Annotated in this window: 22 protein-coding genes, 1 other RNA gene and 1 pseudogene; 23 read left to right on the forward strand and 1 reads right to left on the reverse strand. The window is 45.2% G+C overall.

Translation table 11 applies throughout. The features are described from left to right. Positions 1 to 29 precede the first annotated feature (29 nt). Positions 30 to 212: non-coding RNA, 6S RNA (gene ssrS, locus Q3O60_RS00575), on the reverse strand. A 141-nt stretch (positions 213 to 353) separates the two neighbouring features. Between ssrS and Q3O60_RS00580 the strand changes: the two genes are divergently transcribed. The 23 genes and pseudogenes from Q3O60_RS00580 (at position 354) to Q3O60_RS00690 (ending at position 23,785) form a co-directional block, all read left to right on the forward strand. Continuing rightward, the gene (locus Q3O60_RS00580; protein WP_305891957.1) at positions 354 to 935 is read left to right on the forward strand and encodes a UPF0149 family protein; all 582 of its coding nucleotides are present in this window, start codon (positions 354 to 356) and stop codon (positions 933 to 935) included. Between the two features lie 49 nt (positions 936 to 984). Then, complete coding sequence (gene pepP, locus Q3O60_RS00585) at positions 985 to 2,337, forward strand: Xaa-Pro aminopeptidase (protein WP_305891958.1); 1,353 nt, start codon at positions 985 to 987, stop codon at positions 2,335 to 2,337. Further along, complete coding sequence (gene ubiH / locus Q3O60_RS00590; RefSeq protein ID WP_305891959.1) at positions 2,321 to 3,574, forward strand: 2-octaprenyl-6-methoxyphenyl hydroxylase; 1,254 nt, start codon at positions 2,321 to 2,323, stop codon at positions 3,572 to 3,574. Before pepP ends, ubiH begins: the two co-directional genes overlap by 17 nt. A gap of 17 nt (positions 3,575 to 3,591) precedes the next feature. Further along, on the forward strand, positions 3,592 to 4,830 hold the full coding sequence (locus Q3O60_RS00595) for an FAD-dependent monooxygenase (RefSeq protein WP_305891960.1): 1,239 nt from the start codon (positions 3,592 to 3,594) through the stop codon (positions 4,828 to 4,830). A gap of 141 nt (positions 4,831 to 4,971) precedes the next feature. Then, positions 4,972 to 6,051: a glycine cleavage system aminomethyltransferase GcvT gene (gene gcvT / locus Q3O60_RS00600; RefSeq protein WP_305891961.1), complete on the forward strand. Its 1,080-nt coding sequence runs from the start codon at positions 4,972 to 4,974 to the stop codon at positions 6,049 to 6,051. 115 nt (positions 6,052 to 6,166) lie between these two features. Beyond that, entirely contained in the window at positions 6,167 to 6,556 is a 390-nt protein-coding gene (gene gcvH / locus Q3O60_RS00605; protein ID WP_305891962.1) for a glycine cleavage system protein GcvH, read from the forward strand. 99 nt (positions 6,557 to 6,655) lie between these two features. Next, entirely contained in the window at positions 6,656 to 9,550 is a 2,895-nt protein-coding gene (gene gcvP, locus Q3O60_RS00610) for an aminomethyl-transferring glycine dehydrogenase (RefSeq protein ID WP_305891963.1), read from the forward strand. A gap of 218 nt (positions 9,551 to 9,768) precedes the next feature. Further along, a complete protein-coding gene (locus Q3O60_RS00615) occupies positions 9,769 to 10,425 on the forward strand; it encodes a hypothetical protein (protein WP_305891964.1) in 657 nt (218 codons plus the stop codon). 514 nt (positions 10,426 to 10,939) lie between these two features. Continuing rightward, positions 10,940 to 11,518, forward strand: a complete 579-nt coding sequence (locus Q3O60_RS00620) for a biosynthetic peptidoglycan transglycosylase (RefSeq protein WP_305891965.1) — start codon at positions 10,940 to 10,942, stop codon at positions 11,516 to 11,518. Beyond that, positions 11,505 to 12,164: a hypothetical protein gene (locus tag Q3O60_RS00625; protein WP_305891966.1), complete on the forward strand. Its 660-nt coding sequence runs from the start codon at positions 11,505 to 11,507 to the stop codon at positions 12,162 to 12,164. The genes Q3O60_RS00620 and Q3O60_RS00625 overlap by 14 nt, the downstream gene beginning before the upstream one ends. Before the next feature lie 118 nt (positions 12,165 to 12,282). Beyond that, on the forward strand, positions 12,283 to 13,605 hold the full coding sequence (locus Q3O60_RS00630; protein WP_305891967.1) for a hypothetical protein: 1,323 nt from the start codon (positions 12,283 to 12,285) through the stop codon (positions 13,603 to 13,605). A 60-nt stretch (positions 13,606 to 13,665) separates the two neighbouring features. Beyond that, positions 13,666 to 13,965: a 4-fold beta flower protein gene (locus tag Q3O60_RS00635; protein WP_305891968.1), complete on the forward strand. Its 300-nt coding sequence runs from the start codon at positions 13,666 to 13,668 to the stop codon at positions 13,963 to 13,965. Positions 13,966 to 14,075: 110 nt separating this feature from the next. Then, positions 14,076 to 14,418 (forward strand): annotated as a pseudogene (locus Q3O60_RS00640) (glycine dehydrogenase (aminomethyl-transferring)); the annotation flags it as partial. A 434-nt stretch (positions 14,419 to 14,852) separates the two neighbouring features. Next, the gene (locus tag Q3O60_RS00645) at positions 14,853 to 15,965 is read left to right on the forward strand and encodes a GmrSD restriction endonuclease domain-containing protein (RefSeq protein ID WP_369812606.1); all 1,113 of its coding nucleotides are present in this window, start codon (positions 14,853 to 14,855) and stop codon (positions 15,963 to 15,965) included. After that, on the forward strand, positions 15,965 to 16,651 hold the full coding sequence (locus Q3O60_RS00650; RefSeq protein WP_305891969.1) for an MAE_28990/MAE_18760 family HEPN-like nuclease: 687 nt from the start codon (positions 15,965 to 15,967) through the stop codon (positions 16,649 to 16,651). Before Q3O60_RS00645 ends, Q3O60_RS00650 begins: the two co-directional genes overlap by 1 nt. Before the next feature lie 110 nt (positions 16,652 to 16,761). Continuing rightward, positions 16,762 to 17,520 carry an ABC-three component system protein gene (locus tag Q3O60_RS00655; RefSeq protein ID WP_305891970.1) on the forward strand — a complete coding sequence of 253 codons (759 nt, stop codon included), beginning with the start codon at positions 16,762 to 16,764 and terminating at the stop codon, positions 17,518 to 17,520. Further along, a complete protein-coding gene (locus tag Q3O60_RS00660; protein WP_305891971.1) occupies positions 17,520 to 17,744 on the forward strand; it encodes an ABC-three component system middle component 7 in 225 nt (74 codons plus the stop codon). Before Q3O60_RS00655 ends, Q3O60_RS00660 begins: the two co-directional genes overlap by 1 nt. Further along, on the forward strand, positions 17,734 to 19,341 hold the full coding sequence (locus tag Q3O60_RS00665; RefSeq protein WP_305891972.1) for a DUF2326 domain-containing protein: 1,608 nt from the start codon (positions 17,734 to 17,736) through the stop codon (positions 19,339 to 19,341). The genes Q3O60_RS00660 and Q3O60_RS00665 overlap by 11 nt, the downstream gene beginning before the upstream one ends. A 432-nt stretch (positions 19,342 to 19,773) precedes the next feature. Further along, positions 19,774 to 20,397 (forward strand): hypothetical protein, encoded by a 624-nt coding sequence (locus Q3O60_RS00670; RefSeq protein WP_305891973.1) that lies wholly within the window; start codon positions 19,774 to 19,776, stop codon positions 20,395 to 20,397. A 205-nt stretch (positions 20,398 to 20,602) separates the two neighbouring features. Beyond that, positions 20,603 to 21,280 (forward strand): DUF3800 domain-containing protein, encoded by a 678-nt coding sequence (locus Q3O60_RS00675; protein WP_305891974.1) that lies wholly within the window; start codon positions 20,603 to 20,605, stop codon positions 21,278 to 21,280. Between the two features lie 191 nt (positions 21,281 to 21,471). Continuing rightward, positions 21,472 to 22,527 carry a peptidase M42 gene (locus Q3O60_RS00680; RefSeq protein WP_305891975.1) on the forward strand — a complete coding sequence of 352 codons (1,056 nt, stop codon included), beginning with the start codon at positions 21,472 to 21,474 and terminating at the stop codon, positions 22,525 to 22,527. Between the two features lie 121 nt (positions 22,528 to 22,648). Then, on the forward strand, positions 22,649 to 23,344 hold the full coding sequence (locus Q3O60_RS00685; protein ID WP_305891976.1) for an aspartate/glutamate racemase family protein: 696 nt from the start codon (positions 22,649 to 22,651) through the stop codon (positions 23,342 to 23,344). A 30-nt stretch (positions 23,345 to 23,374) separates the two neighbouring features. Continuing rightward, positions 23,375 to 23,785, forward strand: a complete 411-nt coding sequence (locus Q3O60_RS00690) for an ACT domain-containing protein (RefSeq protein WP_305891977.1) — start codon at positions 23,375 to 23,377, stop codon at positions 23,783 to 23,785. The last annotated feature ends 102 nt before the right edge of the window (positions 23,786 to 23,887 follow it).

The following is a 23,887-nucleotide window of genomic DNA, read 5'->3' on the forward strand; positions in this document are numbered from 1 at the left end:
TTCACTGATGAAAAAATTAAAGCAGAAAGATGTTCTCCGAAGCTGCCGTGTTGGATTGTAGCCCTTGAACCCTGGGTTCAAGGCGGGAGTCGGATGCCGCCGCAGGCTTCCCGATACGAGCCGGGCTTGCACAAGAGCGACAGGGTGAATCCCTTTTCAATCTGAATATCGGCTCAGGGACGTCGATCCAATCACCAACAGCCCAGAGAACGCTCTTAGTATAGCATTGCATAGGGGGGCTTCGAAAGGTCGCTAACGTGAATCTTATGCTGCGGTCGTGAAAAACGGATGCTGTATTGGCCTTAATAAACCGAAATGATAGTATAGCGCAAAGCATCTTGGTGAACGTTCCTATGTCTACTCCTTATGTGCTGCCTTATGAGCAGTGGTTAGTAAAGTTGGAAGAGTCGCAGCTGATGGCCTCACCGGCCGAATTGCATGGCTTGGTTAGTGGTCTTCTTAGTGCCGGGGTGCAACCCGAGCAGGCACAAATTATGCCGGTATTGTACGATTTTCTGAATGACAGCCAGGCTGTTCCAGTCGCGGTGCAAAAACAAATTCTTGAACTTATTACTGCAACCAACAGCCAGTTGTTGCAGCCGGATTACTCCTTTGCTTTGCTGTTGCCAAGCGATGATGACAGCCTGATCGAGCGCTTAGAAGCGGTGGTGGAATGGTGCCAGGCGTTTTTAGTGGGCTTTGCTGTACTGCAAACCGATTTATCCCTGGTGTCGGACGATATTCGTGATGCTATCGAACAACTGACCGAAATTACCCGTTTGGACGTACACAGCAGTAGTGACTTTTCAGAGAAAGAAAATGAAGAATCCTATTATCTGGTACTGGAGCATATTCGTATTCTGGCGTTGAATTGTTTTCATGAAGTCGGGCAAAAATACCATGCAGGGGATTCACCGAAAAAAACGCTGCATTAGACCGATTTGCCGTTTTCAACTGAGTTGAACTAATAGGATAACATCACCCATGGAGCATGCCACTGCCGATCGCAGAGCACGTTTATTCGCTCAATTACCGCTTTCAGCCGTTGTCGTTGTGCCTGCCGCCCGCGAGCAAACCCGCAGCCGCGACACCGAATACCACTTCCGTCAGGCCAGTGATTTTTGGTATTTAACTGCGTTTCCAGAGCCGGATGCGTTACTCATTCTCAGTAAAGATCAGCAGGGCCAATGCAGCGAGTTACTGCTGTGCCGCGATAAAGATCCGCAAGCAGAGGTTTGGCAAGGCCGTCGTTATGGCACCGGGCAGGCTGAAGCTGTATTCGGTGTGCCTGCCGCTTCGCTATCGCAGCAATCGGATGTATTGCTCGATGCATTGCGCGGTAAACAGCAGCTGTATTTTAGTTTTGGCGCCGATCCGCAGTTCGATCAGCACGTCTTCGCTGCGCTGGAACAGATCCGCAATACGCCGCGGCAAAGTGAACTGGTGCCTACCACGATCCATGATCTGCGACCGTTGCTCAGCGAAATGCGGTTGATAAAAGACGAAGGTGAAATTGCCTTGATGCGACACGCTGGCAGGATAAGTGCTGAGGCACACACCCAAGCCATGCTGCTGTGTCAGCCTGGTGTGCATGAGTATCAACTCGAAGCCTGTATTTTGCAGCATTTCGCCATGCAAGGTGCTCGCTTCGCGGCTTATAACAGCATTGTTGGTGGCGGCGAAAATGCCTGTATTTTGCACTACACCGAAAATAGTGATGCCTTGCATGATGGCGACCTGGTGTTGATTGATGCCGGATGTGAGTATCAGGGCTATGCCGCTGATATTACCCGTACCTTTCCGGTCAATGGCCGTTTTAGCCCGGAGCAAGCGGCCTTGTACCAATTGGTGCTGGATGCGCAGCTGGCCGCGCTGCAACAGATCAAACCCGGAGGCAGTTTTAAACGGGCTGGCGATACCGCCGCAAGCGTGCTGACAGCCGGATTACTGCACTTAGGTATTTTGCAGGGCGAGCTGGACACCTTACTGGCTGAGCAGGCTGCCAAACCATTTATGATCCACAGCCTGGGCCATTGGTTGGGATTGGATGTGCACGATGTCGGCAGTTACCAGGCCACTACAGAGAGCGATCATCACAGCGAGGCGGGCGATAAAGCACGTTTGTTTGAAGCTGGTATGGTGTTAACCGTTGAACCGGGGTTGTACATTCCAACCGGCAGCGCCACCGATGCCAAGTGGTGGGGCATTGGTATTCGTATTGAAGACGATGTGCTGATTACGGCTACCGGTCATCAGGTGCTGACCGCAGGGGTACCCAAAGAATTGGCAGACATTGAAGCCTTGATGGCAGGCAGAACGCATGGCCAATTCGATTAATCCCAGCCGTACGACGGAGGGTTCCACCAGCGAGGTCGATATTGCCATTGCTGGCGGTGGCATGGTTGGCTTAACGCTGGCTTATGCACTGCGCCAAGTTGCTCCTGATAAAACCATTGCCATTATCGAGCAGCAACCAGCGCAACAGGCCTCGGTGAGTTTTGATAGCCGCAGCATTGCTTTGGCTGCCGGCAGTATCAAGCAACTGGCGGCCTGGCGGCTGTGGCCCTCTTTGGCCGCTAAAGCTTGCCCGATCCAACATATCCATGTATCAGATCGCGGCCATTTTGGTAAATGCTATCTTGCAGCCGAGTCGTTAGGGGTCAGCGAATTAGGTGCCGTTTTGGAAGTGGAGCATCTTGGTCAGGCCGTGCAGCAGCACCTTGCTGCAGCTTCTGCTGAGCCGTTGCAATGGTATCGGCCCGATCATATCACCGCCTTGCACAGTGACATCGATGCAGTGCAGTTGCAATTGAGCAGTGGTCATTCGCTGAAAGCAGGCTTGCTGGTGATTTGTGAAGGGGGGGGGTCACCCACCCGGCAATTGGCTGGTTTTCAAAGCAAGCATCAGGCGTATCAACAAACCGCGGTTATCGCCAATCTGGCGCTGGATCAGCCTCATCAACAACGTGCCTTTGAACGCTTTACCGAGCATGGTCCCATCGCGCTATTGCCACTCAATGAGCAACGTTATTCATTGGTGTGGACCACAGCCTCGAGCGAGGCCGCTCATTTGATGCAGCTGGATGACAGTCAATTTTTGGCTGCGGTGCAGCAAGCCTTCGGTTATCGCGCCGGTCGTTTTAGCCGGGCAGGCCAACGCAGCAGCTACCCACTGGCGTTACGTCAGGCAGAAAGCCCGGTTCGACATCGCATTGCCCTGGCAGGCAACAGTTTACACAGCCTGCACCCGATAGCTGGCCAGGGCTTTAATCTGGCGCTACGAGATATCACTGCCTTGGTCGATGGCGTGCTGACGTATCCCTCAGCGATCGGTGGCTACTCCATGCTGCGGCAGTATCAACAAGCGCGGCAGCACGACATGCAGCAGGTCGTGCACTTTACCGATGGTTTGGTGCGGTTATTTTCCAATCCGTCCCGCTTGGTCGCATTGGGTCGCAACTTAGGTTTAGTTGGCATGCTGCTGTGTGACGAGCTGCAACAGCCATTAGCGCAACAAGCCATGGGGCTGCAAGCCAGTGCCACCAAATCAGCCTTTTTCCAGGCAGCGAGATAACGATGCAGCAGAGCGAGATGACTCATACCGATATCACCATTGTAGGGGCTGGCAGTGCAGGCTTGACCCTGGCGCTGTTGCTGGCGCCCTTGGATCTCTCCATCACCTTGATTGAGCAAGGCCCGGAGCCAGAGTTGACGGAACCAACCTATCAGCGGGTCAGTGCACTGAATCTGGCCTCGCAGCGCTTGTTGCAGCAATTGAATGTCTGGCCGGGGCTGGCGGCTCAAACCGCGGCTTACCAACAGATGTGTGTTTGGCAAGCGGATAGTTTTGGCCGTATCGGGTTTGATGCCGCTGAACAGCAACTGCCCGCCCTGGGCTGGATCTGTGATAATGAGCAACTGCGTCAGCAGCTGTTTCAGCAGGTGAAAGCGTGCTCCAATGTGCGATGTCTATTCACCAGCCGCATTCAGAAATTAACCCAAAGTGACCGTGAAGTGGTACTGCAGCTGAGTGATGAGGCACTTATTTTTAGCCGCTTGCTGGTAGCAGCAGATGGCGCCAATTCCTTTATTCGTGAACAACAACAGATGCCCTTGATGCATTGGGACTACCAGCATCATGCACTGGTGGCTACCCTGTCGTGCGATGAAGCCCATCAGGCCACGGCGCGGCAGGTGTTCTGGCCGGATGGCCCGCTGGCATTACTGCCATTGACCGATGCACAGCGCATTTCCATTGTCTGGAGCGTACCACCGGAGCGAGCGAAGCAATTGCAAGCTATGCCGGCACGCGAGTTTGAGCAGGCTGTCACGGCAGCAAGCCAATCGGTGCTCGGGCCCTTACAGTTATGCAGCGAGCGGCAACTACTGCCCCTTCGAATGCGTTATGCAACGGAATGGGTACAGCAACGCATTGTGCTGGTGGCCGATGCAGCTCACAGCATTCATCCACTGGCCGGGCAAGGCATGAATTTGGGTCTGATGGATGTTGCTGCATTAGCTGAGCTAATAACAAAACAACTGGAAGCGGGACGAAGCATCGATCAACCGCAGATGTTGCAGCAGTATCAACGCTGGCGTAAATCCGAGGCTCAGAGCCTGATTCTGGCAATGGAAGCGTTCAAACGTGGCTTTAGTGGTGGTTCACCACTGCCAAAATTGCTGCGTTCACTAGGCATGGTTTTTATCAATACTCAGCCATTGCTGAAAAAGAAAATGATGGCGCTGGCCCTTGGTAATGCTGGCGATTTACCCGAGCGGGTGCAAGTGAGCTCTCATGACCGCAGTGCATTCGGCTCATCAGAGTCCTAGTCAATCTTTCTGCATTATAAAAACTAAGGCAAAAGGGGCTGTTGGCCCCTGCTGCCATCAGTTATAATCGAAGCGAATTATTATTCGGTCAGTCTGCATAGACTGCAACGCAAGCCACTTGCTCATCACAGGAATAGTAGAATGTCTCAACATACCGCGTTACATGCCAAGCATCTGGAAGCTGGTGCCAAAATGGTCGATTTCTTTGGCTGGCACATGCCGATCAACTACGGATCTCAAATCGAAGAACATCATGCTGTGCGCCAGGATGCGGGCATGTTTGACGTGTCGCACATGACGATTGTTGATTTAACCGGTGCGCGTACCCGTGATTTTCTGCGCAAGCTATTGGCCAACGATGTGGCTAAGCTGTCTGTGCCGGGCAAGGCGCTGTACACCGCCATGTTGAATGAGCAGGGCGGTGTGATTGATGACCTGATTGTTTATTTTCTGCAAGACGACTTCTTCCGCGTGGTGGTGAACTCCGCTACCCGCGAAAAAGATTTAGCCTGGATCAGCCAGCATGCCGCTGCCTTTGATGTTGTGGTTACTGAGCGCTCTGAGCTGGCATTGATTGCCGTGCAAGGCCCGAATGCCAAAACCAAGGTCGCCACCTTGCTAAGTGCTGAGCAACAAGCCGCTGTTGAAGGTATGAAGCCGTTCTTTGGCGTGCAAAGCGGTGAGCTCTTTATTGCAACCACTGGTTATACCGGTGAAGATGGCTACGAAATCGCGATGCCTGCCACCATGGCCGCCGATTTTTGGCAGCAACTGCTTGATGCTGGTGTGAAGCCTGCGGGCTTGGGCGCGCGTGATACACTGCGTTTAGAGGCCGGCATGAACCTGTATGGTCAGGATATGGACGACAGCGTATCTCCGCTGGCCGCCAATATGGGCTGGACCATCGCCTGGGAACCGAGCGAGCGTGACTTTATCGGCCGCAGTGCCCTCGACCAGCAAAAAGCGCAAGGCACCGACAAGCTGGTAGGGCTTGTGATGGAGCAAAAAGGCGTGTTGCGTCACGGCCAGCGCGTGGTGGTTGAAGGCGGAGAAGGCATGATCACCTCAGGAACGTTTTCACCGACTTTGGGCTTCAGTATTGCCATGGCACGTGTACCTGCGAGCGTTGGCGAGACCGCCGAAGTAGACATTCGCGGCAAGCTGGTACCGGTAAAGGTGATTAAACCTGCTTTCGTGCGCATGGGTAAAAAACTCATCTAATATTAGGCTACAGTGGACTGTACAAAAGATAGTCAGCTGTATAACAATAACGAAGTCACCGTCTGTGCAGGCGGACAAACGATTAATAAAAAAACCGTCAGGTAAGGAACGAATCATGAGCTCAATCCCAACAGATTTAAAATATGCATCCTCCCATGAGTGGGTCCGTCACGAAGGCGAAGGCGTATACAGCGTCGGTATTTCTGAGCATGCTCAAGGGCTGCTGGGCGATATGGTGTTTGTTGAGTTGCCTGAGGTCGGTGATACCGTATCTCAAGGTGATGATTGCGCAGTGGCTGAATCAGTCAAAGCAGCTTCTGATATCTATGCGCCATTATCTGGTGAAGTGGTTGAAGTCAACGAATCGCTGGCTGATTCGCCAGAGCAAGTGAATACCAGCCCGTACCATGATGGCTGGATGTTTAAAGTGAAAATTTCTGACGAATCTGAGTTGGATGAGCTGTTAGACGCGGAAGGCTATCAGAACGTTATCGACGAAGAGTAATTGTCATCCAATACTGCGTAAGCCCCGTATCATTCGGGGCTTACTCTTTCATAATCGCCGTACATTTTTGTCGTCATTGATTTATAGGACACACCAAGCATGAGCAACCCTGCTGCTAAAACGCTGTCACAACTTGTGAACCATCAGGAATTCATTCAACGCCATATTGGCCCGGATGCTAATGAAACCGCTGCCATGCTGGCAGAGCTGAACGTCAGCTCGGTCGAGCAGTTGATTGAGCAGACCGTTCCGGCCGATATTCGCCTGCCAGAGCCATTAGGCATTGGCGAGAGCCGTACTGAAGCCGATGCACTTAGCTATTTAAAAGCAGTAGCCAGCAAAAACAAGGTGTTTACCTCCTATATAGGTATGGGCTACCACCCGACATTAACGCCAAATGTGATCCTGCGCAATGTACTGGAAAACCCGGGTTGGTACACGGCTTATACCCCGTACCAGCCAGAAATTGCCCAGGGCCGCTTAGAAGCACTGTTGAACTTTCAGCAATTAACCTTAGATTTAACCGGCTTAGAGCTGGCCAGTGCTTCCTTGCTGGATGAAGCCACCGCAGCCGCCGAAGCGATGGCGCTGGCGAAACGGGTATCGAAAAACAAAAAAGCCAACAGCTACTTTATTGCCGATGATGTACACCCACAAACCTTTGACGTGGTGAAAACCCGTGCCGAAATGTTTGGCTTTGACATCATTACCGGCCCGGCCAGCGAAGCCGTAAAGCACGATGTATTTGGTGCTTTATTGCAGTACCCAAGCAGCAATGGCGATGTGCGTGATGATACCGCGTTAATCACCGAGCTGAAAAACAACAAAGCCATCGTGGCCGTTGCCACCGATATGATGGCACTGGTGCTGATGAAATCACCGGGCCAGCTGGGTGCCGATGTGGTGCTGGGTTCAGCGCAACGCTTTGGTGTGCCGATGGCCTATGGTGGCCCACATGCCGCTTTCTTTGCCACCCGTGATGCTTACAAGCGCTCGATGCCTGGTCGTATTATTGGTGTATCAAAAGATCGTTTAGATGCCAATGCTTTACGTATGGCCATGCAAACGCGCGAGCAGCATATCCGCCGCGAAAAAGCCAACTCCAACATTTGTACTGCTCAGGTGTTGCTGGCCAACATGGCATCCTTCTATGCCGTTTATCATGGCCCGGATGGCTTGAAAAACATCGCTGGCCGCATCCATCGCTGCGCCGATATTTTTGCCGCTGGCCTCAAAGCCAAAGGGGTTGAGCTGGTCAATCAGCAGTGGTTCGACACCATCACCTTTAAAGTCGCCGATCGTGCCGCTGTGGTAAAGCGCGCGCTGGCAGCCGGAGTCAATCTTCGGACTGATCTGGCCGATAGCCTGTCGGTCAGCTTCCATGAAGTGACGCGCAGTGCCGATTTGGCAACCCTCTTTAACATCGTTCTTGGCGAAGGCCATGGCCTGAGCGTGGCGGTACTGGATGCTGAGCTGGTGAAGAATGGCTCGAACTCCATTCCAGAGAGCCTGCTGCGTCATGATGACATTCTGCAGCACCCGGTATTTAACCAGTATCACTCTGAAACTGAGATGCTGCGTTACATCAAAAAGCTGGAAAACAAAGATTTAGCCTTAAATCACTCGATGATTTCGTTAGGCTCATGCACCATGAAGCTGAACGCCACCGCCGAGATGATTCCAATCACCTGGCCTGAGTTCGCTGGTTTGCACCCATTCTGCCCGGCAGACCAAGCCACCGGCTATGCTCAGATGATCACCGAGTTGAGTGATTGGCTGATCAACATCACCGGTTATGACAACCTGTCCATGCAGCCAAACTCTGGCGCGCAGGGCGAATACGCTGGCATGATTGCCATTCGCAAATACCACGAAAGCCGTGGCGAAGGGCACCGCAATGTCTGTTTAATTCCGGTATCAGCTCACGGTACCAACCCGGCCACAGCCGCGATGGCAAGCTATGACGTGGTATTGGTCGATTGCGACAAATCCGGCAACATCGACATGGCCGATTTAAAAGCTAAGGCTGATGAAGTAGGGGATCGCCTGGCCGCTATTATGGTGACCTACCCATCCACCCATGGTGTGTTTGAAGAAAGCATCCGTGAGCTGTGCGATATCGTACACGCCCACGGTGGCCAGGTGTATATGGATGGTGCCAACATGAATGCGCAGGTAGGCTTAACGTCCCCTGGTTTCATCGGCTCAGATGTATCGCATTTAAACCTGCATAAAACCTTCTGTATCCCGCATGGCGGTGGTGGCCCGGGTATGGGACCTATTGGCGTGAAAAGCCACTTAGCCCCGTTCCTGCCGAATCACTCGCTGGTGAAAATCGACGGCACCGGCCAGAGCAATGGCGCTGTATCTGCCGCACCTTTCGGTAGCGCCGGTATTTTGCCAATCAGCTGGATGTACATTGCCATGATGGGCAGCGAAGGCTTAAAGCAAGCCACAGAAATCGCTATCCTCAATGCCAACTACCTGGCTGAGAAACTGCACCCGCACTTCCCGGTACTGTACCGTGGTAAAAATGGCCGTGTTGCGCACGAGTGCATCATCGATATCCGCCCGTTAAAAGATGCCAGTGGCATCACCGAGATGGATATCGCCAAGCGCTTAATCGACTTTGGTTACCACTCACCAACTATGAGCTTCCCGGTGGCCGGTACCCTGATGATGGAACCGACGGAGTCAGAAAGCAAAGCCGAGCTGGATAAGTTCATCGAAGCCATGACCACCATCCGCGCGGAAATCGCCAAGGTAGAGTCCGGTGAATGGGCACTCGACAACAACCCGCTGCACTTTGCCCCGCACAGCATGCAGGACATCTTCAGCAGCGACTGGGACCGTGCCTACGACCGCCAGGTCGCCGCCTTCCCGGCACCTTACGTTGCCGAGAACAAGTTCTGGCCAACCGTGACCCGTATCGACGACGTCTACGGCGACCGTAACTTGATTTGCGCTTGCCCAAGCCCGGAGGCTTATCGTTAAGCCTGGTTTGTAAGCAAAGCTATAAATACAAAACCCCAGCATCTGTGCTGGGGTTTTTGTTTTCAGTAAAAACACCAGCTCAGCTACAAAGTTGTTGATTTAAAGAGATTTGTTAGCTAGGTTAGATTGATTAAAAGATAAGTTTCTATGTGGATAAAGAGATTTTCTAAACTTCTAAGCTGTAGTTATCCAATCTACCCCAACATGAGGTTATTCAATTGATTTATTCAGTATTATTAGTAATTGTTGTAATTATTATTTTGGCATTTTATTTAGCAAAAAAAGAAGGGAAGCCACTTAGTATTGAGTTAAGTAAAGCAACTTTATCAATCGCAGCAGTATTTCTTGGTGTGTTCTTGGCTCAGTACTACAGTAACTTATATAACGTAGAAAGAGACAAATTACATGTTATAAAGCTACTGGAAGTGTCTCATCTTGAATTAAGCAATTTTAACATGTGGTTACAGGCTATTCCTGATAATTATTCAAAGGCTAAGCATGAAATTCCAGGCTATGAACCTAAAGACCTATTTAAAGATAATCCGATAGAGCTGCCATTTATAGTAAAAACAACCTTAAATGATACTAATATAATAAGGACAATGCATCCTCAATCTATAACCTCAATTTTAGCCGCATTAGAAAATTCAAAAGTGATGTTATTATCTTTTAATAATAAAGATTTTTCTGAGGAAAACCTGAAAAACTCAATTGAAATTGCTGCACATCACTTAACGACTCTTACCAAATATGTAAGATTTGAAACAAGTTACCAATTAGGTGAAATATCAGAAGAGGAGCTTTTTGATTTACATCGTTCGGTGATTAAAAATATAGAGACAAAGCCAGTTGGTTCCTTGATTAAAATAAAATAGCTAACACGTCATTCAACCAGGACAAAAAACAGTTAGTTTTTCTCCTTCGTTGCTTATTTTAATTAACCAACTATTTTTGGCATCTTAATGAAGTGGTACGTGTAAGAGTAGTGTAAGGACAATCAGAGGTGTCAATTTTGAGAGAAGATGTGATAAAAAGAGTTCTCTTAAAGGAAGGCGAGTCGTTAGTCCCCCAAAGATTCTAGAACCAAGGGCTTTATGGGTGAAACTGACATTAATTCTTATGACATAGTTAATAGCGACAATGGGATTGTTGGTACTGTCGAGTATACTTATCACACAGCGGTTAAGGGTTTCAAGGTCACACAATCTCGAACTCAGAAGGACAAAACGGGAAATACCATTGTAGATGAACGCTGGTAAATCAATTTTCTTTCAAACACATAACAAGGTGGGGTACTCGCTGCCTGCTGACGCTGGGACGAAAATCCGCTGCGCGGCTCGTCGCCCGAGTGCTTTGCTTTAGTTTTTTAAGGATAATAGTCAGTCAGAAATGAAATTTAAAGATGAATGGAATCAGCTCATTAAGAGTATTGATGAAATAAGATTAGAAAGTGCGGAAACCGCATTTTCTGATAACTTATTAGAGTTCCTTGTTGCAGGAGAAGATCATCGTTTCTGGTTGCATTTTGGCGTTGATCCAATTGGTTTAGTTAGAGCAGTTTGGAGAACCGTATTTTGTAACAAACGAGAAGGTGGCTCTACAATAGCAATGCAATTAGTAAGGACAATTACTAAGCGTTATGAAATAAGCCCAAAACGTAAATTGAAAGAAATTTATCTAGCCACGCGATTAACCTTAGCTCTTGAAAGAAAAGAAATATTAAAGATTTATCTGACTGTTGCGTATTTTGGATGGAACATGCACGGAATTGAACAGGCTTGTAAGGTTCTAGTGCTGGATAAAAGTTCTCTAACAAATTATGAAGCAGCGTCAGTAGTTGCAAGACTAAAGTATCCTGAGAAAAAATATAATAAAAACAATAGACTAAAAACTATTGATTTGCGAGCTAACCACATTATGAATCGATTTAACCAATTAAACTTTAAAGGTCATTATGGAACCGTTTAAAGTATCAAGCCATTTAAGGGATGTGATATCTGCCTACCCAGAAGCAAGATTAATCTCAGAAGCTGCGAAGAATGGTGGAGAATCTGCAAGACAAGCTATCGCTAGACAATGGTTGTCGGAGGGTATTCCATTCGCGTTTAGAGAGTGTCCCGGGATTTATGAATCAGTTCGAGCATGGGTTGGTTCAAGGCTAAATATTGATCCCAAGGAGTTGAATATAACTGGTAGCGCAAGATTAGGACAATCTTTAGCTCCCAATAAAATTGGTAAGCCATTTGGAGATGGTTCAGACTTAGACATTTTCGTTATTTCTAGTGAACAGTTTGAGGTGTTAAAAAATGAGTTTAATCAATGGTCTTATGATTTTGAAAGTGGAGTTGTCAGCGCTTCAAATGCGAGAGAAAATGGGTTCTGGAAAGAAAATTTACATAGAGGACCTAAGAACATATCTAGAGGCTTCATAGATTCTAATATAATTCCAAATCATGACAAATATCGTTATGCTATTAACGTTGCTCAAACTATGTACCTTCTTAAAGCAAAGCTAGATGTTACATCAGGTGCCCCGAAATTCAGCCATGCATCTGTAAGATGTTATAAGTCATGGGCGAGCTACGTACAGCAAATATCTTTAGGTTTTCAGTAATCGAAAACTAACAAGTTGCTTAAACGGACGTAAAACACTTGGCTGTCGTTCGTTCCTCACTAACCTCAGTCAACTACTTTACGACGTTTAGCAAAGAGTTAAATGCACAAGGAGTGCCGTGGATATTCTAAATAATCGAGAAATTGCAATTGCATTTTGGTTATTTGCAATTTCAATTTATATATTTTCGGCCTCCAGAATGGTTGAGGTCAGAAAAGCGTTTAGAAATTTATTGTCCGCTTTCTTTGTAAAACAAATAATATCTGTTCTTAGCTTGATGATCACCTATATGGTGATTGTTATCTACTTTTTATCTGAGTTAGATTTGTGGAATATTGGGCAGCTTAAAAACACGTTGTTTTGGTGTGCGTCTGTTGGGTTTATGTCGCTTTTTAAGCTTGAGTCGATTAAAAAAGATAAAAGCTTCTTCCAGCACTCAGTGATAGATAACTTGAAGCTATTGGCAATTCTTCAGTTTATAGTTAGCGTCTACACTTTCCCCCTTTGGGTTGAGGTCCTGCTAGTTCCAATTCTGGTATTAATCAGTGCTATGTTGGCTATTGCTGAGCGCGATAATAAATATCATCAAGTGAAAGCGCTGCTTGAATACTGCCTAGCATTCTTTGGGATTACTCTGATTGCTCACACTGCGTACATGTTGACAGTCAACTTTATCTCATTTGGTAATGAGAAAACCGCATATGATTTCTTTGTCCCTCCCTTGTTGACTCTTTGCTACTTGCCATTTGTGTTTGTTATGCTGGTTTATTCGACATATGAGCAGGTTTTTATTCGACTTCAATTTTCTATAAAAAGAAGACTGTATAGGAATCTGGCGGAATTATACGCTCTAGTTTTGTTTAATATAGATATAAAATTGCTTGAGCGCTGGTCATATCAAGTTGCTAGAGTAAATATCGAGTCGCATGACGATTTAATAGAGTCTTTTAAGCATATGTTTAGAGTGCGGTCTGCTGAGAAACATCCCAAGGACGTACCAAGCGATCTCGGCTGGAGTCCATATGAAGCTAAGGAGTTTCTTTCAAAAGAAGGGTTGGGAACGGGGTTTTATGATAGGGTTTTCGAAGAAGAGTGGTGTGCGTCATCTCCAATGGTAGATTTTGGTGATGGTATTATTCCTGCCAATATTGCTTTCTATGTTGAAGGATCTAAGGAAGTCGCAAGCTCACTAAAAATAATGGTTAACGTGAATGATGCAACTGGTTCTCAAATTGCACGAGAAAAGCTTTTAGAACTTGCAAATGCTTTAAGCCATTCGAGTTTTAATCAGTATCTTTCCGATAAAATGAAAAACGCAATCCTCGAAGGAAGGCCGATTTCTGAAGAATGTGAGAATAAAACTATTTCTCTGACAATGAATTTGTGGCCAGGTCATAGATTTAATGGGTATGATATTAATTTTATCGTATCAAGCATTTAACAAAGCGCTGCTGTTGGATATTTTTTATGGATAAGAACACTTCCATAACCAGGATCGAGAATGACTGATTATATTTACAACTCACGTGGAAATGCCGTGGGCTATATCCGTGGTAGATATATCCACACTATAAGTGGCCAAGCAGTTGTCCAGCTTAACGGCACTCATGTACATAAGTTATCTGGCCAGTATGTTGGTGAGCTTCATGAACAAATGGTTTTAAATAAACATATGGGCAATTTCGGAAATATCGGCAACCCTGGAAACCCAGGCAATACAGGAAATCCGGGCAATCCCGGCAACCGTGGATCACGTCATTATGGCTTTCCCGATGTTTCAGCAGAGCTTTTCGGAAACTAAATATTAGGGTTAAATGAAAATTATGACTAATGTCCTGATTTGCCTGATTTAGCAATAATCGGAAGGGTAGATGTGGGTATACAACTTAGTTTGTTTTGACCCTAAAATGACCGGTGGCAGATACGCTGATGATGGAACCAACCGAATCAGATAACAAAACCCATAGCCGAGCTGGATAAGTTCATCGAAGCCATGACCACCATCCGCGCAGAAATCGCCAAGGTGGAATCCGGTGAATGTGCACTCGATAACAACCCGCTGCACTTTGCCCCGCATAGCATGCAGGACATCTTCAGCAGCGACTGGGACCGCGCCTACGACCGTCAGGTCGCCGCCTTCCCGGCACCTTACGTTGCCGAGAACAAGTTCTGGCCAACCGTCACCCGTATCGACGACGTCTACGGCGACCGCAACCTGATCTGCGCCTGCCCAAGCCCGGAGGCTTATCGTTAAGCCTGTTTGCTAGCAAAGCAATACACACAAACCCCCAGCATCTGCTGGGGGTTTGTGTTTGGGGCTTAATGAGTTATTAGCTTTGGCTGATAGACCGGTAAATGCCAAAGCGGACATATCGAATAGCATATAGAATGAATTACCGTCTTCGCCTAAAGCTGTATTTCTAAACAGTCAAATCTCAATTCCTCTTACAATTGGATAAAAATGCCAGCGAACCATGCATAAATTGTAGCTTGCCATCTATTGAAAAGTCTTTTAGTTTAGATGCTTAGTGTGGTGAAAAACGACAAAACAAAAATCTCAACCCAACAAAACAAGCCAGCTCGTTTTGTAGAATTTATAATCGGAACTGATTTTTAGCAAAGCTTGCAGTAACAGTAACCTACAGAGCTTTGTACCGTATATATGAAAATGAGTTTTCGAGCTAGCTTATGAATATAATGTTAAAAGCCTCAGAAACTGAAATCCATGAAAAATTTAAATGTATAGAGAGAATGATGGATATAAATAAGGTCCAAGATCAGATAGATGCCAATCGTAGATCAGTTGCTTTCGATAGCTATGACATCACCATCAGACAGCTTTACGAGATGATTTGTGACGAGATGATTGATATTGCTCCGGAGTATCAACGCCATTTCGTTTGGGACGAAATCAGACAGTCTCAATTAATTGAATCCCTATTTTTAGGAATACCTGTCCCTAGTCTTTTTATGGCAACAAATAAAGATTCGACTTGGGAGGTAATCGACGGGCTTCAGCGGCTAACAACTATTGTTAATTACATTGGCAGTGATGATGTAATTAATAGGGTTAATCCAAATTGCTCCAAATTGACAATAAAAGGTCTTGAGAAACTAGATGGGCTAAATAATTCGAATTACGATCAACTTCCGAAGTCCATGCAGTTGATGTTACAAACTAGACCGATAAGAGTTACCGTTTTGAATGACAGAAGCGATTTTAATCTTCGGTTCGACTTGTTTGAACGGCTTAATACTGGCGGAGTGACTCTGCATCCTCAAGAAATTAGGAATTGTGTTTATATTGGTGAATTCAACGATTTCATTAAGGAATGCGCGGCGCATACCAGCTTCAAAAGTGTGGTAAAAATGACAAAAACGGCCGAGCGTCAAGGAAGCTACGAAGAATTGGTTTTGAAGTTTTTTGGATATTATGAAAAGCGGAATGAATTTGTCCATGGTGTTAAGGATTTTCTTAATGATTACATGGCCGAAAAAACGAATTCATTTCGAAACAAAAATGAACTTAAAGAGCTATTTAACGAGACATTTGAGATGTTAGAGCGAAGTCTTCCTGATGGAATAGTTCGCGGGAATCGAAAGAATGTTACCCCACTTGTATTGTTCGAGGCGATTTCAATAGGTGTCGCAGACGCTATTAATGAGAATATTCGAGTTAGTACAGAAACGTTAACTAGTCTCCTAGACGATAATGTGTTGAAAGGTCTAACTTCAGGAGCAACAAATAGTAAGAAAAGGTTGAATGACCGAATAAATTATGTAAAGGATGCTCTTCGATAATGAGCTATGGATCAGTTAAAAGTAGAAGCAGGTCTCGATTCAATGAGGTGCAGGTATACCTCAACTATATTTCATCATTAGAGCCAGCTAATCCAACTGAATCGGCAAGCTTAGAGCTCAAGATACAGAGAGGTCTTTTTTATGTGCAGTTATATGCTGCCCTTGAAAAAACAATTAATGATGTTGTTGAAACCACACTAATTCTTATCGCTTCAAAATCTGTAAAAGGTGTTCATTATTCACCTGGTTTTGGTGTCATTGCTTTCTCTAATAAGCTAAGAGGCCTTAAAGACGCCGGATACAATAATTTCTTTAATAAATCTATAGAGTTTTTTGAGGAGGTGCGAAGCTCTAATATTACCGCAATTAATGACTCGGTATTTTCGACTAGTTTGCAGAACGTTTGGGCAAAAACGATTGACGAAGTATATCGATCTTTCGGCATGAAAGAGTTTACTTTAACTGCAAGAGAGCGTGCGACGATAGATGAAATTGTCGATAAGAGAAATGCTGTGGCACATGGACGGGAAAGTGCATCGGCTGCTGGCGAACGACATAGAACTGATGTTCTGAGGCAGAAATATAGCGTAATACTAGAAATAGCGAAAAGGATAATCGATGATATGGAGACCTTTTTTTCCAGCCAAGCCTATTTGAAACCGGTCGCAAAAAAATACTATGCGTAAACTGGAACTGCTTTTAACAAGTTAAAGCACTCGGACGCAGCTAAGCTGCGCCGTCGTTTGAGGTGTTATAACCTGTGAGCGTTGATTCATGCTGATAAAATGGATTTAGAATGAGCAATTTAAGAAAAAAATATTCAGAAGCTCAAAATGTGGCTTTGCTTTCACAGGTAAGCAGAATTTGCCCCTTGTGCTCGGAACCTCTTTTCTATAAAAAAGCTGGAAAGAGCTTTAAAAGCTTTGAGATTGCACATATTTATCCTCTGAATCCTACCGCACAAGAAAAATTATTGCTTGAGCATGAAGAGCGACTAAGTAATGACGTAAACGATGAGAATAACGTTATACCACTTTGTGAAATCTGTCATGGTAAGTTTGACAAGCCAAGGACTGTAGACGAATATCGCACGTTATTTGAAATTAAAAAGCGGCTAATTGAAAGAAGCGGCCAAGAAGCTATGTGGAAAAGATATGCGATCGAAGAGGAGATCGGGAAAATCATTGAGTTGATATACCATGACCCGAGTCTTGAAGACGATACAGAAATAGAATTTATCCCAAAGGAAGTAGATGAAAAACTAGATTCAACCATTTCTAGGCCAACGAAAAATAAAATAAAGGGTAATGTTAGAGAATACTTTGTTTTTATTAGGGAGAAATTTTCTGAGCTGGATGGTGCTGAGCTAGACTTGTCTGAAATAATTTCTTTGCAAATAAAGGCATATTATCTAAAGCAAAAGAATATGGGCTTAGATCAGCAAGCAATATTTGAAAACATTGTTGCATGGATTAACGCCAAAACCAAGCCTAAGACCAATGACGCTGCGGAAATATTGGCCTCGTTCTTTATCCAAAATTGCGAGATATTCTGATGTCATTTCCAAATAAATTCACAAGCTTCGATAAATCCATATTGGCCAAAATTAGCATGCTTATTATAGATGAGGAAAACTCAATTAGCCTTTCAGAATTGATTGAAATACGCCTAGACAAATTTGAAGATATAAGCGAGTTCATGCTTGCACTTGACATTCTTTATGTGCTTGGAAAGGTTGAGCTGGATGAAAATCAAGGAATGATTAATTATGTTAACTGAAGTTCGCTGTGAAAAATTTCGAGAGAAATCTATATCTTTTCATTCTGGATTAAACGTTGTCCTTGGCGATAGTGTTGCAACCAACTCTATCGGTAAATCTACTCTTTTAATGGTGCTTGATTTCGTTTACGGCGGAGAATCTTTTCTTGATCACAATAAGGATGTTGTAGCGGAGCTGGGAGATCATGATTACTATTTTTCGTTTAAGTTTGATGGTGTTGATCATTATTTTAGACGAGGAACCTTTGAGCCTGATTTAGTCTATATTTGCGATAAAGATTTTAAGGAGCAAGATCCAATAAGTATCGAAGATTATACGACATTTCTCAAATCATCCTATTCCCTCGAGAGCGTGGATTTGACTTTCAGGTCAACAGTTTCGCTATTCTCTCGAGTTTGGGGTAAGGAAAACCTTGATGTTAAGCATCCTCTTCACGGCTTTAAAAGCCAAAAAGCATCTGATTGTGTCACAAATACAATTAAGCTCTTTAAAAAGTATGAGTCGATTAGGTTGCTATCTGAAAATGTTAAGCAGAAGAGTGATGAAAAAACAACCATAGCCAAGGCTTTTAAAGGTGGTTTGATTTCAAAAACCTCAAAGATACAATACAAAAATAATCTGACCACAATCACTTCGATTGACTCCGAGATAGAAGAGATAAAAAATCATCTTAAGAAATATGCAGTTAATCTCGCTGAAATTGTGAATAGAGAGGTAATGGATCTAAAAATTGAGAAGGATAGACTTTTATCGGAAAAGCTAAGATTAGATAGTAGATTGCTACGCGTAAAAAATGACCTTTCTAAAAATAAGAGTATAAAAAGCAAACACTTATCGCCATTGTTAAAGTACTTTCCTGACGTAAATACAGATAAGTTGGAAGAGGTGGAATCTTTCCACTCAAAAATTACAAATATATTAAGAAAAGAGTTAAACGGTAGTGAAAAAGAACTATCAATTTCACTAGATAGCGTTGTTAACGAAATAAGTAATATCGATAGAAAAATCGCATCGGCGATATCTGACATAGATAATCCAAATGTAGTAGTAGATAGGGTTTATAAGCTGTCACAGGAACACGCATCCGCTAGTAAAGAGATAGAGTATTTCGAGACCGATACCCAGATAAAGTCAGATTTGAAGGATGCTAAAGAGTTATTAGCTGCTGAAAAAAATCGGATTTTAGAACTTATTGAAAAAATACTGAATGACAAAAATAGAAGAAACGTAACTGAGGTATATGGTGAAGAAAGAAGAAGCCCCACTCTTCACCTTGGTCAAAATAGTTATACATTTGAGTTGGTTGAAGACACAGGTACAGGGAAAGCTTATTCCAATCTAATACTTTTGGATTTAGCATTTGCAGAAACGACTGTGCTACCTTTTTTGATACATGACTCTGTTTTATTTAAGAATATTCAGAATGACGCGGTTGCAAAATTAATCAACCTCTATGAATCTACTGGGAAGCAAGTGTTCATAGCGATTGATGAGATCGAAAAATACGGTGATTCAGCGGCGAAAAAACTTAAAGATAAAAAAGTAATTGAATTGAATGATAATAGTGTTCTCTATATAAAAGATTGGAGAAAATGATGATCGGTTATAACACATATGAGCCTTCTCAATTAACGGGGTCAGATCAAAATAAAATCGGCTAAACTTACATCAGATCTTGACCCCGAAAGGCTACACGATGGCACTACTTCCCTGTGTGTATCTGGCCGGTGTGCCAGAGCATATTATTCAGCCTGGTAAGAACCGAAAGGTTTGGTTGAAGTGTTAATAGGGTGGCGGCAACATAAAGGGCACCGAGGGCGGCTAAAGGTAAGTCGGGAATAATTTTCATCTGACCCCAATAGATCATCAGGAAGCACAAGCTGTAACATACAAAGCAGTCAATGTATTTGGAGTGCCTTCAGAGAGCGAATATGTCGTTCAACCCCTAATTGATGAGCCTTACTCAGAGGACGTGGTGAGGACGAACGCCGAAACACTTAACAATTAGAGTAAGCATTAAGAGTACCGATGAACTTGAAAGAATTTACGAAGATAGAGTACAGCGAACATAGATGGGATTATTTCTCATTTTTTATTCTCACCATTTTGTTGTGCTTAGCTTCCAAGTTGGTTGAACTGGCTCAAATAGATGTTCTTGTAAGCTTTTTGGCAGGTGAAGAAAAGGGAATCGCGAAGGAGATCAGAGAAGCTCCGATGGAGCATTTTGCACCAAATACTATCGCTTACAGCTTGGTGTTTCTCTACATATTTACAGCTTGCATCAGAATATGTCTTGGCAGTGAACATCCTTGGCTCGATATAATTAAAGCTAAACTTATCGCCCCAATAATTAAATTTTATAAGGTCCTGTCTAGAGCAATGATAGGTGGGCTGTTGGGGTATGCTGTTGTTTGCATTTTTTATTGTGAGCATATGTATGCTTTATTCTTTGTTCTCGCCTGTTTTTATCCAGTTTTATTTATTGTGGTTGTAAATTCATTTCAAACCTTTCTTTCACCAATTGAAAAGCTACCTTTTTCGGATAGAGGGCATATGTCTAGGCTGGTAGGGTTTATAATGATTTTTATAATTCCAATAGCCGTAGCCATTCTGTACTACATTGAACTAGGGTTGAACGCCTTAAAGGCATAGATGCTATCTTAACCATCTTGCATCTTCACTGTGACCGAAAAATGGCGCCGTTAAATTTTTGGAGTGGATATGGAAATTGTATCTTTCGCAGATGAGAGCGGCACATCGTCAGGAATACCTTGTTACTCAATTGGGGTGCTCAATGTGCCGAATGGCTATCTTGACACATTTAATGAGCGCATGGCAGCTTTAGCTACGAGAAGTGGTGTCTGGCGAGCTTAAATGGGAAAAGGTACGAAGCAGTGCAGGGCAGATTAACCTCTGTCTTGAAACGCTCAAGTTAGTTCTCGAAAGTCCGTGTACTTTCCATGCTATCGCTGTTGAGAAGGCGCCATACCGTAAATGGCATGAAAATGAAGAAAATGCATTTTATGTTACTTACAATTATTTGCTCCGGCAAAGCAGCAAAGGTATGAACGCTAATTGTAAAGTTTTCATCGATCAGCGTAGTACAACATACGGAAAGCAAGAAGAACTAATGGAAATCATAACCAACCATATGCTCGCTAAATTACCAACCTATTCAAAAATTGAACACGTCAAGATGGATAACTCCAAGCTTCAACTTGGATTACAGGCCGTTGATCTACTTACTGGAGCCATCAATACTTCATATCAGTTATACTTCAGACCAGAGGCACAGATAAAAGCTGCTAAGAAGATTGCAATCAGCCTGATGGCAAAGACTCTTGGATGGGATTCTCTTGCATACGACACCTATCCGAACGATCATTTCAATATTTGGCACTTCCCGATCGAAACCCGCGGAAAGCCGAAAACTGAACATGTGTTCAGAAATCTCAAAATTAAAGGGATTAGTCGAGATGAATATGAAGTCATGTCAGAGCCTATTATACAGCGCGGTAATAGCCGTCAGGTTTGATTGAAGTGTCAACAGGGCGGCGGCAACATAAAGTGCACCGAGGGCGGCCAAAGGTTAGTCGGGAATAATTTTGATCTGGCCCTAATAGTTCAAGTCAGAAACTCTACAAAATCCCCGCAAAAGCAGATTTTTTTGCATTGAGCGGTGATTGGCCTGAATATAGCAACATAATCTTCCGTCCGGATATGACCATGACTGAGTTAAATGAACTGCTGGATTTGCTGAAAATATTGATCCGCGAGCCCAGTGTGGTGGGCGCAGAACATAGTTTTTTCAGGGTGCTGCAACGGGAACTGGAGGAGCGCGGCGCGCAGGTTACCTGGTATGAAGGCGTACTGGTAGCACAGGGCAATGCACCCTTCAGCACCATGTTTTCTGCTCATATTGATCGCCACGGCCTTGTCTGCACTGGTCCCGATGAATTTCAGTATGCTGCTTTTGTGGCAGGAAACCGCTCCGATTTGCTGGGAAACTCCGTATCCGAGCAGTTGATCAATAAAATTGTTGATCGCTTTGATACTACGCCAGTGATGGCTTATGAGCCCTGGTCCGGTGCATACCGCGGTAGCGGTAAAATTGCTTCAAGTTATGTCTGTGAGCGGCGTAACAACCTGATTTTCACCCTTGAGGGAATGTCGCATTTGGTCGCAGGCACGCCGGTGGCTTTCGCCGACAAACTCAGAATTAATGCTGACAGCATTAGTGGTCAACTCGATAACGTGCTAACTGCGGCCTATTTGGTGCACTTGTTCAGTTTAGGTTTTCAGGGCACCGCCTTTTTTACGGCACAGGAAGAGGCAGGTAAGAGCTGGCGCTATCTGCTGGAATGGTTCCGGCGCTTTGGTAACACCACGAACCGGCTGGTCGTGGTGGATACCAGCCCCTACCCGGACAGAAACGAGGCAGATCGCCAGCAACTGGTGTTGCGACACAAAGATGCCAATGCCAGTTTCGATGCGCAACTGACCAACACACTGGCCGGTTTGTGCCAGGCATCAGGGGTTAGTTACAGCTACAAGGATGAATACATTGAACAGAAAAATGCGTTGTTATCCCCTGGACAATCTCCTCAGTCACTTGGCAGTACCGAAATGGGCAGGATTATCGCCGCCTCAGCGGGCGCAGTAACCGGTACCACACTACAAATCCCCACCACCGGCTACCATACCATGGAAGAAACAGCGTCACTGACCTCCTGCGAGGCATTTCTGACACTGCTTAAGCGTCTGGCAGGTCTGGTTTCGTGAATTTCTGACCATATGAGTCTGGCTGGTGGAGCGCTTGCGCGCAGAAGCTGCTAACAAGCCACCGAAAAGTGATACCGTAAGCGGCGCACGTTAAATCGAAGCGACAAAATGGGGGTTCCCCTTGAAAACAATAGGCCTAATAGGCGGAATGAGCTGGGAGTCAACCCAGACTTATTACCGACTGATTAACCAGAAAGTAAGAGATAAACTTGGTGGGCTTCATTCGGCAAAGCTCGTTCTTTATAGCGTGGATTTTACCGAGATTGAGGCGTTGCAGCATCAGGGGGATTGGCAGGCAACTGGGGAAATATTGGGATCAGCTGCCCAGTCGGTTGAATCGGCAGGCGCAGAGTTTCTGGTTCTTTGTACGAACACGATGCATAAAGTCGCCTCCCAAATTGAACGCTCAGTAAAGGTCCCTCTGCTTCACATCGCTGATGCCACGGCCAACGTACTCAAACAGGATGGAGTAACCAGTGTGGGGCTGCTGGGGACACGATTCACTATGGAGCAGACGTTTTACCTTGGTCGTCTCCAGGAGCATGGTATCGGGGTGATTGTGCCAGATGAGTCCCAAAGGGAGCTTGTTCATTCCGTGATTTACAATGAGTTGTGCCAAGGTATGGTCAAGTCTGACTCAAAAAGTGAGTACCTGGATGTTGTAGCATCATTGGCTGAACGCGGCGCACAAGGTGTAATTTTGGGATGCACGGAAATTGGTCTTTTGATTCAGAGCTCAGATACAGAGGTCAAACTGTATGACACTACAGAAATACATGCCGAGCAGGCCGTTCAGTATGCCTTGGGCAGGATTTAACCCGGGGCTTTGTATAAGGAAATACTATAGATGTCAGGTATTACAGATTTAGACGAACTACTGCGTTCAATCAGCCCAACGTTGGTTGAAGCTGAATTTGTTTTTTGTACGGTTTCAGGCGCACTCAAGGATTATGTTGATTTAGATCCGGTTGCTACCTTCATTGAGCCTGAAGGCTTAACCCTTGTCATCGAAAAGTCAGTCGCTGAGAGGTCTGGTTTATCGTTTGAAGGCTCCTATAGTCAAATTACGCTAACCGTTCATTCTAGTCTGGAAGCCGTTGGTTTGACAGCCGCTGTAGCAAGCAAGTTGGCTGCAAAGGGCATTAGTGCGAATGTCATCGCAGCTTATTATCATGATCATATCTTTGTTCAAACTAGCAAAGCAGCAGCGGCTTTATCCGCGTTAAAAGAGTTAATGATTGGGGTAAGAGCAAAATAAAATAGGCTACTTACACAAGTTATCGATCCCCGAAGGGCTTCGCTTTGGCACGGCTTCCCGAGTTCATCTGGCTAGATTGGCTATCATAAAAAATGATTGAAG

It is taken from the genome of Alkalimonas collagenimarina, from assembly GCF_030717845.1.
GTDB classification, from domain to species: domain Bacteria; phylum Pseudomonadota; class Gammaproteobacteria; order Enterobacterales; family Alteromonadaceae; genus Alkalimonas; species Alkalimonas collagenimarina.

Coding starts and splice junctions, on each gene's coding strand:
- Q3O60_RS00580 (WP_305891957.1), top strand. CDS start 354: ATGTCTACTCCTTATGTGCTGCCTTATGAGCAGTGGTTAGTAAAGTTG.
- pepP (WP_305891958.1), top strand. CDS start 985: ATGGAGCATGCCACTGCCGATCGCAGAGCACGTTTATTCGCTCAATTA.
- ubiH (WP_305891959.1), top strand. CDS start 2,321: ATGGCCAATTCGATTAATCCCAGCCGTACGACGGAGGGTTCCACCAGC.
- Q3O60_RS00595 (WP_305891960.1), top strand. CDS start 3,592: ATGACTCATACCGATATCACCATTGTAGGGGCTGGCAGTGCAGGCTTG.
- gcvT (WP_305891961.1), top strand. CDS start 4,972: ATGTCTCAACATACCGCGTTACATGCCAAGCATCTGGAAGCTGGTGCC.
- gcvH (WP_305891962.1), top strand. CDS start 6,167: ATGAGCTCAATCCCAACAGATTTAAAATATGCATCCTCCCATGAGTGG.
- gcvP (WP_305891963.1), top strand. CDS start 6,656: ATGAGCAACCCTGCTGCTAAAACGCTGTCACAACTTGTGAACCATCAG.
- Q3O60_RS00620 (WP_305891965.1), top strand. CDS start 10,940: ATGAAATTTAAAGATGAATGGAATCAGCTCATTAAGAGTATTGATGAA.
- Q3O60_RS00625 (WP_305891966.1), top strand. CDS start 11,505: ATGGAACCGTTTAAAGTATCAAGCCATTTAAGGGATGTGATATCTGCC.
- Q3O60_RS00635 (WP_305891968.1), top strand. CDS start 13,666: ATGACTGATTATATTTACAACTCACGTGGAAATGCCGTGGGCTATATC.
- Q3O60_RS00645 (WP_369812606.1), top strand. CDS start 14,853: ATGAATATAATGTTAAAAGCCTCAGAAACTGAAATCCATGAAAAATTT.
- Q3O60_RS00650 (WP_305891969.1), top strand. CDS start 15,965: ATGAGCTATGGATCAGTTAAAAGTAGAAGCAGGTCTCGATTCAATGAG.
- Q3O60_RS00655 (WP_305891970.1), top strand. CDS start 16,762: ATGAGCAATTTAAGAAAAAAATATTCAGAAGCTCAAAATGTGGCTTTG.
- Q3O60_RS00660 (WP_305891971.1), top strand. CDS start 17,520: ATGTCATTTCCAAATAAATTCACAAGCTTCGATAAATCCATATTGGCC.
- Q3O60_RS00665 (WP_305891972.1), top strand. CDS start 17,734: ATGTTAACTGAAGTTCGCTGTGAAAAATTTCGAGAGAAATCTATATCT.
- Q3O60_RS00670 (WP_305891973.1), top strand. CDS start 19,774: ATGAACTTGAAAGAATTTACGAAGATAGAGTACAGCGAACATAGATGG.
- Q3O60_RS00680 (WP_305891975.1), top strand. CDS start 21,472: ATGACTGAGTTAAATGAACTGCTGGATTTGCTGAAAATATTGATCCGC.
- Q3O60_RS00690 (WP_305891977.1), top strand. CDS start 23,375: ATGTCAGGTATTACAGATTTAGACGAACTACTGCGTTCAATCAGCCCA.